The 14642-nt window shown below is 64.1% G+C and carries 11 protein-coding genes and 1 pseudogene; 7 read left to right on the top strand and 5 right to left on the bottom strand.

From position 1 onward, the window contains the following. Positions 1-127: 127 nt before the first annotated feature. A pseudogene (locus J5474_RS03945) lies at positions 128-350 on the top strand (IS3 family transposase); the annotation flags it as partial. Between the two features lie 117 nt (positions 351-467). On the opposite strand, the gene ettA reads toward J5474_RS03945, so the two are convergent. Beyond that, positions 468-2123, bottom strand: a complete 1656-nt coding sequence (gene ettA, locus J5474_RS03940; protein ID WP_209359460.1) for an energy-dependent translational throttle protein EttA — start codon at positions 2121-2123, stop codon at positions 468-470. A gap of 236 nt (positions 2124-2359) precedes the next feature. Between ettA and J5474_RS03935 the strand changes: the two genes are divergently transcribed. From J5474_RS03935 to dacB, 3 genes are all read left to right on the top strand, one after another. Then, positions 2360-4876 carry a methyl-accepting chemotaxis protein gene (locus J5474_RS03935; RefSeq protein WP_209359459.1) on the top strand — a complete coding sequence of 839 codons (2517 nt, stop codon included), beginning with the start codon at positions 2360-2362 and terminating at the stop codon, positions 4874-4876. 83 nt (positions 4877-4959) lie between these two features. Then, positions 4960-5601, top strand: a complete 642-nt coding sequence (locus J5474_RS03930; protein WP_342454003.1) for a nicotinate-nucleotide adenylyltransferase — start codon at positions 4960-4962, stop codon at positions 5599-5601. A 58-nt stretch (positions 5602-5659) separates the two neighbouring features. Further along, the gene (dacB, locus tag J5474_RS03925) at positions 5660-7171 is read left to right on the top strand and encodes a D-alanyl-D-alanine carboxypeptidase/D-alanyl-D-alanine endopeptidase (protein ID WP_209359458.1); all 1512 of its coding nucleotides are present in this window, start codon (positions 5660-5662) and stop codon (positions 7169-7171) included. Between the two features lie 43 nt (positions 7172-7214). Here dacB and J5474_RS03920 read toward each other — a convergent pair whose 3' ends face one another. Together J5474_RS03920 and J5474_RS03915 are read right to left on the bottom strand one after the other, a co-directional pair. Next, complete coding sequence (locus J5474_RS03920) at positions 7215-7643, bottom strand: L,D-transpeptidase (protein WP_209359457.1); 429 nt, start codon at positions 7641-7643, stop codon at positions 7215-7217. Positions 7644-7826: 183 nt separating this feature from the next. Continuing rightward, positions 7827-8249 carry a tellurite resistance TerB family protein gene (locus tag J5474_RS03915; protein ID WP_209359456.1) on the bottom strand — a complete coding sequence of 141 codons (423 nt, stop codon included), beginning with the start codon at positions 8247-8249 and terminating at the stop codon, positions 7827-7829. Between the two features lie 100 nt (positions 8250-8349). Here J5474_RS03915 and J5474_RS03910 point away from each other — a divergent pair, with 100 nt between their 5' ends. From J5474_RS03910 to J5474_RS03900, 3 genes are all read left to right on the top strand, one after another. Next, positions 8350-9930 carry a lysine--tRNA ligase gene (locus J5474_RS03910; RefSeq protein WP_209359455.1) on the top strand — a complete coding sequence of 527 codons (1581 nt, stop codon included), beginning with the start codon at positions 8350-8352 and terminating at the stop codon, positions 9928-9930. Between the two features lie 97 nt (positions 9931-10027). Further along, positions 10028-10255 (top strand): DUF4864 domain-containing protein, encoded by a 228-nt coding sequence (locus J5474_RS03905; RefSeq protein WP_209359454.1) that lies wholly within the window; start codon positions 10028-10030, stop codon positions 10253-10255. A gap of 669 nt (positions 10256-10924) precedes the next feature. Further along, positions 10925-12961 (top strand): right-handed parallel beta-helix repeat-containing protein, encoded by a 2037-nt coding sequence (locus J5474_RS03900; protein ID WP_342454002.1) that lies wholly within the window; start codon positions 10925-10927, stop codon positions 12959-12961. Positions 12962-13008: 47 nt separating this feature from the next. Here J5474_RS03900 and J5474_RS03895 read toward each other — a convergent pair whose 3' ends face one another. Next, the gene (locus J5474_RS03895; protein WP_209359452.1) at positions 13009-14160 is read right to left on the bottom strand and encodes a lipase family protein; all 1152 of its coding nucleotides are present in this window, start codon (positions 14158-14160) and stop codon (positions 13009-13011) included. Continuing rightward, complete coding sequence (locus J5474_RS03890; protein WP_209359451.1) at positions 14157-14633, bottom strand: DUF6795 domain-containing protein; 477 nt, start codon at positions 14631-14633, stop codon at positions 14157-14159. The genes J5474_RS03895 and J5474_RS03890 overlap by 4 nt, the downstream gene beginning before the upstream one ends. Positions 14634-14642 lie beyond the last annotated feature (9 nt).

Raw genomic sequence — 14642 nt, 5'->3', positions numbered from 1 at the left:
CGGTTCGCTCTGGTGTCTCGTCCCATAGGCTCCATCCATACTCACTTCGGAGCCTCCGGTGAAACCGGAGCGGTTCAACCTGTTCCCCTCTCGGCGGCAGGCTAGGCATGCGCCTGCCGGTCAGTGCATGAGCCGATCCGGAAACGTCTGGGACAACTCGGCCATGGAGAGCTTTTTCTCATCGCTGAAGACCGGGCGGATGGCTGGCAAGGTCTACCGCAGGCGCGACCACGCCCGGGCGGGCCGACGTGTTCGATGATATTGAACGATTCCAAAATCCTAGCCGCCGTCGTTCGAAACTCGGGTATCAAAGTCCCATGGCGTTCGAGGCCCGATCCATGCAACCCTAACCCGGTGTCCACAAAACCGGCAGCCGGCCACACCGCCTTCGTAGAGGCCGAATGGACTTGTGGGGTGGGTGAAGCCGGCAGATCAAGCGGATCCACCCACCCTACATAATTTACGACTCACCGCATGAACTTCTTGTGTTTCAGGCGCTTGGGTTCGAGGGCGTCCGCCCCGAGGCGGCGCTTCTTGTCTTCTTCGTAGTCGGTGAAGCCGCCTTCGAACCATTCCACATGCGCCTCGCCCTCGAAGGCGAGCATGTGCGTGCAGATACGGTCGAGGAAGAAGCGATCGTGCGAGATGACCACGGCGCAGCCGGCGAAGTCCACCAAGGCGTCCTCCAGCGCGCGGAGGGTTTCCACGTCGAGGTCGTTGGTCGGTTCATCGAGCAGGATGACGTTACCGCCTTCCTTAAGTAGCCGCGCCATGTGCACACGGTTGCGTTCACCGCCGGAGAGAAGGCCGACCTTCTTCTGCTGGTCGCCCCCCTTGAAGTTGAAGGCACCGCAATAGGCGCGGGAGTTGATCTCCGCATCGCCGAGCTTGATGATCTCCGCCCCGCCGGAGATCGCCTGCCAGACGGTGTCGTCGGGTTTCAGATCGTCGCGAGACTGGTCGACGTAGGACATCTGCACGGTGTCGCCCAGTTCGATCGTGCCGCTGTCGGGCTGTTCCTGCCCGGTAAGCATCTTGAAGAGCGTGGATTTGCCGGCGCCGTTGGGGCCGATCACACCGACGATGCCGCCGGGCGGCAGCGAGAAGGAGAGATCCTCGATCAGGAGCTTGTCGCCCATCGCCTTGTTCAGGTGCTCTACCTCGATAACCTTGGAGCCGAGGCGCTGACCGTTGGGAATGATGATCTGGGCGCGCGAGAGTTTTTCGCGCTCCGACTGGTTTGCCATCTCGTTGTAGGCCGCGATCCGCGACTTGGACTTCGACTGGCGCGCCTTGGCGCCCTGACGGATCCAGTCGAGTTCGCGTTCCAGCGTCTTCTGCTTTGCCTTGTCCTCGCGGGCTTCCTGCTCAAGCCGCTTGGCCTTTTGTTCAAGCCAGGCAGAGTAGTTGCCCTCGTAAGGGATTCCGCGGCCGCGGTCGAGTTCGAGGATCCAGCCGGTGATGCTGTCGAGGAAGTAGCGGTCGTGGGTGACGATCAGGATCGTGCCCTTGTAGTCGATCAGGTGCTGCTGCAGCCAGGCGATGGTTTCCGCGTCGAGGTGGTTGGTCGGTTCGTCGAGCAACAGCATGTCGGGCGCTTCGAGCAGCAGCTTGCAGAGCGCGACACGTCGGCGTTCACCCCCCGACAGAGTCGCCACGTTGGCGTCGTCCGGCGGGCAGCGCAGAGCCTCCATCGACACGTCGATCTGGCTATCGAGATCCCAGAGGTTCTCGGCGTCGATCTGGTCCTGTAGCTTGGCCATCTCGTCCGCGGTCTCGTCCGAGTAATTCATGGCAAGTTCGTTGTACTTGTCGAGAACGGCCTTCTTCTCGGCCACGCCCAGCATGACGTTCTCGCGGACGGTTAGGGATTCATCGAGTTGCGGCTCCTGAGGCAGGTAGCCGACCTTCGCGCCCTCGGCGGCCCAGGCTTCGCCGGTGAAGTCCTTGTCTATGCCGGCCATGATTTTCATCAGCGTGGACTTACCCGCGCCGTTGACGCCGACGACACCGATCTTCACCCCCGGTAGAAAGGAGAGACGGATGTTTTCAAAGCATTTCTTGCCGCCGGGGTAGGTCTTCGACACCCCGTCCATGTGGTAGACATACTGGTAAGAGGCCATTTCGCGTGCTCCCCTTCGGAAAAGCTGGTTCGGCAGGGGGAGTACCGCGTCTGGACGGCGCGCGCAATGCGGTGGGGGCCGGTGCTGCCGTGGCAAATTGTAGACGAAGTTTCATCGTACAGGGAGCTGGAGGCAGGGGGGAATTAATTCTCCGTTGAGGGGAAGTCACTATTCCGAAGCTTGATGATGGGGCAAATTCTGGCCCCGATGGCCGGACAGACATGAAGGAGCCTCCGATGCCCTTGCCGCCCGGAGTTAAGAAGAACCGCCGCAATCACTGGAAGCGTCTGACGCTGCGCTGGAAGTTGCCGATCCTGATCGCGGTGCCGGTGGTGCTTGCGCTTGTCGCCGTTGCCTTCGGTATGTACGAGCTCGGCGCGAAGGAAACCGCGCTGCAGCGGAAGGCGTCGATGCTACGGCTGCTGGACGTCAAGGTCAGAGAGACCGAGACCTGGTTCGCGAGCGTCGAACGACAGGCGCTGCAACTGGCAAGCAGCCAGGGCGCGCGTGATGCCGTTCGCGAGTTCGGCGCGGGCTGGGAGGCCTTCGGAGCGGATGCCCCGGCGCAACTGCGCAGGCTCTACGCCGAGCAGAACCCGTTTGCCCCGGAAGAACGTCGCGCGATGGACAGTGCCGATGACGGGTCCGCCTGGACGAAGGGGCACCAGCATTTTCACCAGAGCTTCCGGGAATTCATCCGCCTCGGACCCTTCTTTGACCTTTACATCTTGGACGTGGCGGGAAACGTCGTCTACTCCGTTGCGAAGAAGGACGATTTCGCGACCAACATGCGGGATGGCCCCTATGCGGACAGCGGCTTGGGTCGGGCCTATGCGGCAGCTCGAGAACTGTCGGCGGGTGAAGCGGCCTACTCGGGCTACGTCACCTACGGGCCCAGCGGCACACTGCCGTCGAATTTCGTCGCCGCCCCGGTCTTTGACGAAGCGGGCGACCGGATCGGGGCCGTGGCGCTGCAGGTCGATGTCGGCGAGCCCGCTCGGCAGATGGCGCACAGCACGCTGCTGGGAGATCACGGGGAGGTCTACGCCTTCGACGAGGCCGGACACGCGCTGACTGCGTCGGAACGCCCCGGCGGGTTGCAGGTGCTCGATCCCATCCCGGATCTCGACCACCTTGGCCGGGTGCTTGCGGGTGAGGACGTGAAGATCCCCGAAGCCCCCGGCCTGCGCGGCAATACCGTCGAGGTGGTGGGCATCACGCGCGAGATCGCCGGCCAGGAATGGCACATCGTGGCGGAGGATGACCTGTGGTACGCCCGCGCGCAGGAGCGCAAGCTTCTGCACTCGACGCTGATCCAGTCCGCCATCGTCGCCTTCATGGTCATGGGCATGGGTGTCATCGTGGCGGGCTACGTGACGAACCGCGTCCGGCTGTTGTCGGGAAGCGTGAGTGCGGTGGCCGCGGGCGACTACGAAAGCGAGATCCAGCAGACCAGGACCGGCGACGAGATCGGCGATATCGCGCGGGCGTTGAATTCCTTTCGCGGCGATCTTGGGGAGGTGGCGAAGACCCGCGCCAAGATACAGGAGGCTTCCGCGCATCAGGCGGATGTCGTGGGTACCCTGCGCGACAAGCTGGTACAGCTTGCCGACGGTGATCTGGGCTGCCGGATCGAAAGGGACCTTGGCTCTGACTACGAGGAGTTGAAGGGTTATTTCAATTCCACGGTAGACAGCCTGACGGCGATCATCGACGAAATGCGTGCCAGCGCCGAGTCGATCGATACGGATGCCCGGTCGCTGAGCGAAGGCTCGGAGGCGCTGTCGCGGCGGACGGAAAACCAGGCCGCCACGCTGGAGGAAACCGCGGCGGCGATGGACGAGATTTCTGAGAGCGTGAACGCCACGGCGCGCGGGTCGAAGGAAATCGTGACTGCCATCGGGCAGGCCCGGAGTCAGGCGGAACGCGGGCAGGAGGTGCGCAACCGCGCGGTGGAGGCGATGGGCCAGATTGAGGCATCTTCGCGACAGATTTCGCAGATCATCACGGTGATCGAGGACATCGCTTTCCAGACCAACCTCTTGTCCTTGAACGCCGGGGTGGAGGCCGCGCGGGCTGGTGAGGTGGGGCGCGGCTTTGCCGTCGTTGCAAGCGAGGTGCGTGCGCTGGCGCAGCGGTCCTCGGACAGTGCGGCGGAGATTCGCGGCCTGATCGCGGAGTCGGGGCAGAACGTGGCGCACGGGGTTCAGCTGGTGTCCGAGTTGGGCACGGCGATGGAGGGCATCCTCGAAGAGGTGGTCGCGGTCACCGAACGGGTGGGTCATATCGCCACCAGTGCGGGAGAGCAGGCTCAGGGCATCGGCGAGATCAACAACGGAATCGCGGCGCTGGATCAGGTGACGCAGCAGAACGCGGCCATGGTCAACGAAAGCGCGGCCTCGGGCAAGGCGCTCCAGGAAAAGGCTGGCGAGTTGCGCAATCTTGTGGCTCGGTTCCGCACCAGGGACGCGGGAACATTTGCAGCGCCCGCGCCGAAGATCGGAGAAAAGGCGCGTACCGCGCCCGCCGCATCGCCTGACAAGGCGGTGGTCAGCACGGCGAAGAAGAACGGGTCTGAATCCGGCGCGAAGTCCCATGCAGATACATCTGACCTGGGCTGGCAAAGCAAGGATGCGCGACCGATGCCCTCGGGCTCCGAGAAGCCAAAAGGGCCGTCTGCTACCAACGCACCGGTGCCCGAACCCGCAAAGGCGGCGGGCGGCGGCGGGGCCAGTCCGTGGCAGGATTTCTGAGACCGTTTCTGTCGGCCCCTGCTTGCCACTGGTCCGGCTGAAGACTAGGTTCCCACGCGGGTTAAGCATGGGAGGAGCCGCCTGTGACAATCGAGGACGGCCGCGCCCTGTTTCGCCCCGGCGCTCGGGTAGGTTTGCTGGGGGGGTCTTTCGATCCGCCGCACGAAGGGCACCTGCACCTTTCGTGCGAAGCCTTGAAACGCTTTGGGCTAGACGGCGTCGTCTGGCTGGTCAGTCCGGCAAACCCGCTGAAGGCGCACGCACCGGCAGCGATGGCGGTCCGGTTGGCGGCGGCCAAGGATCTGATCGACCATCCGCGGATAGCGGTCAGCGACATCGAAGTGGAACTGGGCACATGCTACACTGCCGAAACGCTGGCTGCGCTGACTGGTATGTTCCCGCAGGTGGCCTTTACCTGGCTGATGGGGGCGGACAATCTCGTGCAGTTCGACCGATGGGAGGATTGGCAGCAAATTCTGGACTTGGTGCCTGTGGGGGTATTGGCGCGTCCCGGACTGCGCGGCGCAGCGCTGCGATCGCGCGCGGCGCGGATCTATGCCGCCGCGCGTCTGCCCGCGCGGGACAGCCGGGCATTGGGCGGGATGCGGCCACCGGTCTGGTGTTTTGTCAACATGCCGATGCGGAGCGTCAGCAGCAGTGCTTTGAGGCAGGTAACGGCGGGCGAAGAGGCGCCGGATGCGCCTGTGAAACAGGGGGAAACGTGACGCGGGCGGCGAGACTGCCCTGTTGCAGCTCGGCTGTGGATTGGCTTAGATCGCGGATATGACACGGGGATTCTCAAGGCGTACCTTCCTGCGCGCGGCTTCGGCGGCGGCGCTGCTGATCGTGCCGTTGCAGGCGCGTGCAGGCGCACCGTCGGCTTCGCTGCGGCCGGTGGCACGTGGCGAGGATCTGCGGCGGCGGCTGCAACCGTCGGCAGAAGCGCTGATCGCGGCGGCGCGGCTCGACGGCAACGTGGGGTACTGCGTGGCAAACGCCCGCACCGGAGAGGTGTTGGAAACACACCACGCGGAGCTTGGCCTGCCGCCCGCCAGCGTGGCGAAGGCGCTCACGGCGGGCTACGCGCTGGCCCATTTGGGGGGGGGGCACCGGTTCGCGACGCAGGTGCTGGCCACTGGTGGCGTGAAGGACGGCGTAGTGCAGGGCGATCTGGTGCTGGCGGGCGGTGGCGATCCGACGCTGGACACCGACGGGTTGGCGACGCTTGCCGCGCGGCTGGCCGAGGCCGGGATCACCGGGGTGAAGGGAGCCTATCAGGTTTGGGGTGGGGCGCTGCCCTACGCCCGCGCCATAGACCCTGAACAGCCGGAGCATGTGTCCTACAATCCAGCCGTGTCGGGGCTGAACCTGAATTACAATCGGGTATTCTTTGAGTGGCGGCAGTCCGGTAAAGACTACGCAGTGTCGATGGATGCACGTTCGGAGCGCCACAAGCCGCAAGTGCATATGGCGCGGATGGCGGTGGAGCGGCGCAGCACGCCGGTCTACACCTATGCCGACGCCGGCGGGCGCGACAACTGGACGGTTGCACGCGGCGCACTGGGCAAGGGGGGCGCGCGTTGGCTGCCGGTACGCAAGCCAGAGCTTTACGCGGCGGAGGTGTTCCAGAGTCTCTGTGCCGGGCAGGGCATCACGCTGTCCGCGCCGGTCGTGATCCAGGTGCGCCCTGCGGACGGCGTGCTGTTGGCGCAGTATGAAAGCGCGCTGCTTACGGATATCCTGCACGACATGCTGAAATGGTCGACCAACCTGACGGCGGAGGTCGTCGGGCTGAGCGCCAGCGCAAAGCGGCTAGGTCGGGTGCCCGCAAGCCCGCGCGAATCGGCGGCGGCGTTGAATGTCTGGGCGGCGGAGACACTGGGCGTGAAGTCGCTGGCGCTGGAGGATCACTCCGGTCTGGGCGACGACAGCCGGGTGAAGGCGGCGGACATGATGACGGCACTTCTGGCGCTGCGGCCGACGCAACCACTGAAGCCTCTGCTGAAGGAATTCCTGATGCGAGACGCGAAGCGCCGGGTAATCGAGGACCACCCGATCTCGGTCCATGCCAAGACGGGGACGCTGAACTTTGTCAGTGGGCTGGCGGGATTCGCCGATCTGGCGGGCGGGACGGAGTTGGTCTTTGCCATCTTCGCTGGCAATCTGGAGCGGCGCGACAGATTGACCAAGGCCGAACGGGAGAACCCGGAGGGCGGTTCTGCATGGAACGTCCGGGCGAAGACCCTGCAGCAGAAGCTGATCGAACGCTGGGGCGTGATGTACGCGGAAACCTGAGGTGGGGCAGGTCAGGCCCCTTGGGTTCGAAAAGCGGACCGGCTCAGTTCTGGATGACTACGCGCATGTTTTGTTTTCCCACCTGCTGAGTGAGGCCAAAGAGTACCGCCGCGTGTTCGGGGTGCAAGCGTACGCAGCCAGCGGATGCAGGGCGGCCAAGCCGCGATATCTGATTCGTGCCGTGGATCGCGTAATTGCCGTTGAAGAAGATCGCAAAGGGCATGGGAGCGTTATCGTAAAGGCTGGAACGGTGGTTGCGCGACAGCCATTTCGCCGACCACGTTCCACGGGGCGTGTATTTCCCATTGCGGGCGGTGGAGACGGGCCACTGGTAGGTGATCTGACCGTTGTAGATCACCGTCATGGACTGTGCGGAAATGTCGACCTTCGCCACAAGCGGGGCGGCCCGGGTGGCGAGCGGCAGAAGGCAGGTCAGGGCCGCACCGAAGGCGGCCGCAAGAATGCGGGTCATGAAGTCCCTCCAGGAAAAGCGCCGCAGCGCGCCGGCTGAATGTTGCCTGAAGAAACTGTACAATCAGGTAAACGCTGTGCGAGTCCGGTAATCCCGACCTGCACGGCGGTTTTGTGGCGAGCGATGCAGGGAAACCCCACTCGGACCCCGCAACGTGCTGGAATGCCTCCCGGTTCGGCTGGCTCAGACCGACAAGTGCCGCGCCCGGGCGCCCCGTTCAATCGCGGCGGCGTGCAGCCGGTCGATGTTCAGTTCGTAGCGAATCTCTTCGAGCAGGCGCAGTTCGGTTTCGCGCAGGGTGCCATCGGCGGCAGCCACGTCGCAGGCCAGCGCATAGGCGGTTTCGAACAAGCGTTCGGGAAGGTTGGCGCGCACCAGTCCGAAAAGCGCGTCGAGCCCGTCCTCCTGTTCGAAGAGGTCGGCCACGAGCGAGGAGACCGTGCGCACCCGGTCGGCATCGAAATCGGCGAAGACCGGAAGCATGTTCACTGCCGAATCAATCTTGACCAGTTCGGCGGTCCGGATGTCCTCGTCGGACATGGAAACGGCGATCATGACCGCGACGAGGCAGTCCTGCGGGCTCAGCGGGTGTGTTTCGTCGGTCATCTGCGTTTTATGTCCATTGATGCGGCAATGCAGCGCAATTTATTGACGGTTCGCGCATGTCGCAATAGGAAGCGCTGGTTCAATCTCAGGAGATCCGGAAATGTCCGACACGCGCGAAGCCGCCATGAATGCCAAGGCCTGGCCGTTCGAAGAGGCGCGCCGGATCCTGAAACGCTACGAGAAGGCGCCGCCGGAGAAGGGCTACGTCCTGTTCGAGACAGGCTATGGCCCCTCGGGTCTGCCGCATATCGGAACCTTCGGAGAGGTGGCCCGGACCTCTATGATCCGCCGCGCCTTTCAGGAAATTTCGGACATCCCGACGCGGCTGTTCTGTTTCTCGGACGATATGGACGGAATGCGCAAGGTGCCGGGCAATGTGCCCAACCAGGAGATGCTGCGCGAGCATCTGCAGAAGCCGCTGACTTCGGTGCCCGATCCGTTCGGGGAATTCGAGTCCTTCGGCCACCACAACAACGCCATGCTGCGGCGCTTCCTGGACACCTTCGGGTTCGAGTACGAATTCTACTCGGCGACCGAATTCTACCGTTCAGGCGCCTTCGATGCGACGCTGCGCCTGGCGGCGGAACGGTACGACGATCTGATGAAGATCATGCTGAAGAGCTTGCGCGACGAGCGGGCGGCAACCTATTCGATCTTCCTGCCGATCCATCCAGAGACGGGGCGGGTTCTGTATGTGCCGATGAAGAATGTCGATGCTGCGAAGGGCGAGATCACCTTTGACGATGAGGACGGGCGCGAGTGGACGTTGCCGGTAACCGGCGGCAACGTGAAGCTGCAGTGGAAGCCGGACTTCGGTGCGCGCTGGGCGGCGCTGGGCGTCGATTTCGAGATGTACGGCAAGGACCATTCCACCAACACACCAATCTACGACGGCATCTGTCGGGCGCTTGGCAAAAAGCCGCCGGAGCATTTCACGTATGAGTTGTTCCTCGACGACAAGGGGCAGAAGATCTCGAAATCCTCCGGCAACGGGATTTCGATCGACGAGTGGCTGACCTATGCCTCGGCTGAATCGCTGTCCTATTTCATGTTCCAGAAGCCGAAGACGGCGAAGCGGTTGTTTTTCGACGTAATTCCGAAGGCTGTTGACGAGTACCACCAGCAGCTTCGGGCGTTCCGGGGGCAGACGCTGGACCAGCGGCTGAACAATCCGGTGTGGCACATCCACGGCGGCGACGTGCCGGAGAGTACCATGGTTGTCCCCTTCGCCATGCTGCTGAACCTCGCGAGCGCAGCCCATGCGGAGGACAAGGAGGCGATGTGGGCCTTCATCCGCCGTTACGCGCCAGATGCTTCGCCTCAGACGCACCCGGATGTGGACGCGGCCGCGGGCTTTGCCGTGAAGTACTACGAGGACTTCGTGAAGCCGTCGAAGGTCTTCCGCGCGCCCGACGCGCAGGAGCGGGCGGCGATGGAGGATCTTTCGGCACAACTGAAGGCTTGGGATGGCCCGGCGGAGGACGAGACGCTGCAATCGGCAGTCTTTGCTGTAGGCAAGGCGCACGGGTTCGAGAACCTGCGCGCGTGGTTCCAGGCGCTCTACGAAGTACTTCTGGGCCAAAGCCAGGGTCCGCGTTTCGGCGGTTTCATCGCGCTTTACGGGGTGACGGAAACGGCGAACCTGATCGACAAGGCTCTGGCGGGCGAGTTGGCGGCCTGAAAGCGTTCCGGCACTCAAAGCGACCGAGGGATTGAAAATTTTTTGGCAGCGCGTGGACGTGCTTCACCTTCGTCATAACTGAAGGGAGGTTCTGTCCATGCGCTATTGCCTTGTCCCGATCCTCTTCGTCTGGGGCCTGATGCTGCGCGCAGAGGAGGTTCCGCACTCGTCCGACAGAGAAGGGGTGGGCGCCGATCAGACAGAGGCTTTCCTGGGGGGCGATTTCTCTGCTGCTTTCCGCCGCGTCGGCCCCGGGCTACAGGGAACGTTCGGCACGCCCGACAGCTTTGGTGCCATGGTGCGGAACAGATACCCGGTGGTCTGACCCTCGGGCATTGTCCGGTTTGGCGCGCCGCAGGGCGCGGATGGCGGGCTATCGCCGGAGGTGCTGATTGAGGATCTGGAGGGGCAGCGTTTCCGCCTTGTCAATCGGATGGAATAGGTCGCGGGCGTGCAGGTGATCCCGGCAGCAACGTGTGTCTGGCCCGCCGCTACCAGGTCGAAAATTCGGGGGGCCGGCCCCCCGTCTCCCGAGGTATTTTAGAACCAAAGAAGCAGGGCGCCGCGCTTGGGTTCTTCCTTGGAGAAAATAGTCCGATGTGTGCCGCAGGGGCGGTGATAATGCCCGCTTCCGCCGCACCGAAGCACCGTGCGCTGCGGTCCGGGACCGTTAACCTGCCGTTGATACTGCCTCTTTCCGATCGGGGCTCGGGGCCTCTTCGCGTCGAAAGGGAACGAGATGAATAAGGCGATCACCGAAGGACTGGTTTTCATGCCACCCGCGTTTGCGGCCGGGAACCTGGGGTTGTTCTCTCGGGGTGACGGGGTTCCGGGCTCGGCGTCGTACCTGGGCTGGGCTTCGGCCGCCTTTGTGCCCGCAGACCAGGACTTCGATGGTTGCCTCGAAATTCAGAAGACCGATGCCATTCAGAAGCTACGGTATACAGGGCAAACGCCCCTACCCCAAGGGTGCTACCTGCGGGTGACCGTACGGGTGAAGGCAGTCGCCGGTGCGCTGCCGTCTGTGCGGATCGCCGCTTTTGCGGCGCGGGCCGGCGGGGCGGCGGTGAGCGGGGTCGTGACCGCTGGCGCGGAGGTAGCTTTGACCTCCTACGGTCAGGTGGTCGAGGTTTCGGCCATCGTCGGCGCGGGCGGCCGGGGCGGGGTGGATCTTATCTGGGGCACGAACGCGGTCTATGGGCATTTCGGCATCGACCTGACCGGGCCGAACGGCGGGGTCGTGCGGGTCGACGACATCGTGATCGAGGATGTCACCAGCGTATTCCTGCGCGACCTGATGAACTGGGTCGACGTGCGCGATTTCGGGGCAAAGGGCGACGGGGTGGCGGATGACTCGGCCGCCTTTGCCGCCGCCGATGCCGCTGCGGGCGGGCGCCGTGTGTTGGTCTCTGCCGGGACATATTACCTTGGAAGTTCAGTGACCTTGGAGAACCGGGTTCAGTTCGAAGGCACCGTGACCATGCCGACGGCAGCCATCCTTTCCCTGACCCGGGATTTCAACCTGGCGACCTATATCGACGCATTCGGGGGCGACGAGGAACTGGCATTCCGCAAAGCGGTGCAGTCGCTGCTGAACGGGGCCGATCACGAGAGCCTGGACCTTTGTGGGCGGCGTGTATCGGTAACGGGCCCCATCGATGGGCAGGCAGCGGTGCCGAACAGGACATCATTTGCGCAGCGCCGGGTGATCCGCAATGGACAATTGCGCGCCGAGGACACCGGCAACTGGACGCCTGAAACCGTGACCAGCATCGCGACCTATAGCGCGGCGGACCCGTGGACGCTGACCGGCGTGGGTAACGTCGCCAATATCCGCACTGGAAGTCTGGTAACCGCGGCGGGAGTCGGGCGCGAGGTCTACGTGCGGGCGGTTAACGTGGCGGCGCAGGAAGTCACGCTGAGCCAACCCCTGTCGGATGCGGTGGGGCTACAGACCTATAGTTTTACCCGGTTCCCTTTCCTGCTGGATCTGACGGGTTTCGAACGGCTCGATGGATTCGAGTTGGAAGGCATCGAATTTCAGTGCAATGCGCTGGCGAGCGGCGTGCTATGGCCCGCGTCGGGCGAAGGGAACGTGGTGCGCAACTGCGTCTTCAGCCGGCCTGGCCATCGGGGGCTGGTTTCGATCGGTGACGGGTGCCACGGTGGACTGATCGATCTTTGCCGGTTCGTCAGTTCCGAGGGAGACGTTCTGGCACAGAACCGCCAGACTGTGGCCATCGTCACCAACGCAAGCGATGTGAAGATCCGCAACTGCCGGGCGGATCGGTTCAAGCATGGCGTCGTGGTCTCGGGGGCGCGGAGCATGATCGCGGGGTGCCATTTCGCGCAGGGTGATGCCGCGACGAGCGGCGCGCGCACGGCGGGGATCGTGGTGGCGCAGCGGGCCTGCACCATCCAGATCAGCGGCAATACCATCGACAATTGCCACATCGAGTGGACAAATGAACGCGAGCCGGACCCCGATTACACTGGCGGCAACGGATTTGCTGGCTTGTCGATCACCGGCAACGTGATGGTGTGTTCCAGTGTGTCGGCGCTCCACAGCTTCATCGTGGTGAGGCCCTACGGCTCGGGGCATTTCATCGCGGGGATGACCGTTTCGGGGAATACCTTCCGGTCGGAGGATGTGGTGATCGAGCGGGGCGAGCGGGTGGACACGTCCTTTGGCCAGATGGTGAAGGAGAGCTTCCGCAGTGTGTCCTTTGTCGGCAATACCTATCACAAGGTGGCGGCGGAGGCGCGGAACCCGCTGACGGTGAAGCACGGTCAGAACACCCATGCGCAGGTGTGGGAGGTTTCCTCGGTCGGGGCGCTGCCTTTCGAGGGCAAGGCGCTGCAGGTGGACAGCGTGACGACGACCTCGAGGCCGCGCAACGCGTCGAACCAGTCGAACTACGCGATGCCCTATGCCACGGCGCAGACCGGGTCGAATGGCGACAGCGTTCAACTGATCTGGCCGGAGCCGGTGTTGGGGGATGTCGTGGTAGTGATGCGGTCGGATATGTGACGGGAGGGGACCCGTCCGGGTAATTTGTGCCGGAGGGCCCGTGACTCTCAGGCGGCTTGCGAGATGGCGAGGCGCGCGGCGTTCTGTACCGGGGCCAGCAGCAGGGCAAAGACAAGGCGCAGGAACTCTGCCGTCAGGTCCGCCAGGGTTGCTGTGGCAGCCATTGCTGCGCGCCCCACGAGACCGAGCGCCGCGCGCACGAAGCGCAGGGTGAGGTCTCCGATGCGGCGGGACAGGTGGGCGGCGTTGCTGATCGCCTCGACCATGCGGTCGAGCACGGTGATCCCCGCCGACAGCGCCAGACCGCCGAGGTTCAGAAGTGCCATGATCCCTGCCAGCGCCATGGATAGCGCCCGGTAGCCAAGCGCGGAGAACCCCTGCGACCGTTCTACGAGTCCAAGCCAGTAGTCCGGATCGCTTTTCACCGGGACGGGCGCAAGGGTTGGCCAGCCCTCGGCGGGCATGCGATTGCGATACTGGATGCGGTCGTGCGCCAGCGGTGTGATGCGGGCAAAGCCGAAGTCGAGCCCGGTGGCGCCGGTGGCGAAGTGCATGAAGGGCAGGAGCGGCAGCATCGGCACCGGGTCGGAGACGGAATAGACACGCCGCATGCTGGAGGGCGTCAGCACGCACCGCAGTGCGGTGTTCAGGCCGACGCCGCCAATGCGCGGCGTACCGAAGGTATAGAGGTGGCAGGCCCGCCCGCCTGTCGCCAGGCCGAAGTCCGCCATGGCGAGCGTCGCCATACAGCCGCCCAGCGAATGCCCGACGAAGTGCAGAACCTCCGGGTTGCCACGCGCGATCAGAGCGCGCAACTCGTCCCGCAGCGTGGCATAGATGCGGTTGAAGCCCGCGTGCACGATGGCCCCGCCCGGCCCGGCCTCCATCCCGACGTTCAGGTTGGAAACCCAGTCCAGCGCGGAGACCGTGCCGCGAAAGGCAATGACCATCTCTCGCGCCGGGGCGCGGCGTTCGAAGATCGCGCCGAAGCCGGAGTCCTGCTTCAGGTCAAAGGCCCCGGAACGGCCGGTAATCCCCGCGCAGGTGGAGAACGCCCCGAAGGTGCCGGCATTGCGTTTCTGAAGCGCCGCGAGCGAGCCTTGCGCGCGCCATTCGGCGGCGGCGCTGTCGGCGGCCACGGCGGTATCATAGGCGAGATCGGCGAAGGTCGCGGCCTGCGATGCCGTGAGCAGGGTCATGGCGCCTCGGCTCCGATCAGGCTGCAGGTGCCGAAATGGATGTCGTCGGCGTAGGGATCTAACAGCGTTCGGCATCGGATGTTGAAGGCCCTACCCATCGTTTCAGCGTTCAGGGCAAGTCCCCGGGTAGAGAGGGTAAGGAACTGGAAGGGGCCTTCGGGAAGGTCCGCAAAGTAGTCCTGCGTAACCGCTTCGCGCGCCGGGATGCGCTCGAACAGCCCGCGTTTCGGATGGACCGGGCCGAAAGAAAAGCGTCCCTCTGCATCGGTCACCGTGCTGTCCTCTCCGCGCTTGCCACGCCAGAACCACGAGCGACGCACAGGCGTGTCCGGGACTGGTGCGCCCTCGGGTGTCACCAGTTGTCCCGTCATGGGCGAGCAGAGATATTCCTTGGCGCGGGCCACGGAGGTCGATCCAATAAACAGAAGGGCCGCCAGCGCTGCGATGCGCAGGATGGGGGCCGGTGAACTCAATGACATTGC

The organism is Sagittula salina, from assembly GCF_017813235.1.
Classification (GTDB): domain Bacteria; phylum Pseudomonadota; class Alphaproteobacteria; order Rhodobacterales; family Rhodobacteraceae; genus Sagittula; species Sagittula salina.
The sequence above is the reverse complement of the archived record's forward strand: the minus strand, read 5'-3'. Positions and strand labels throughout refer to the sequence as shown.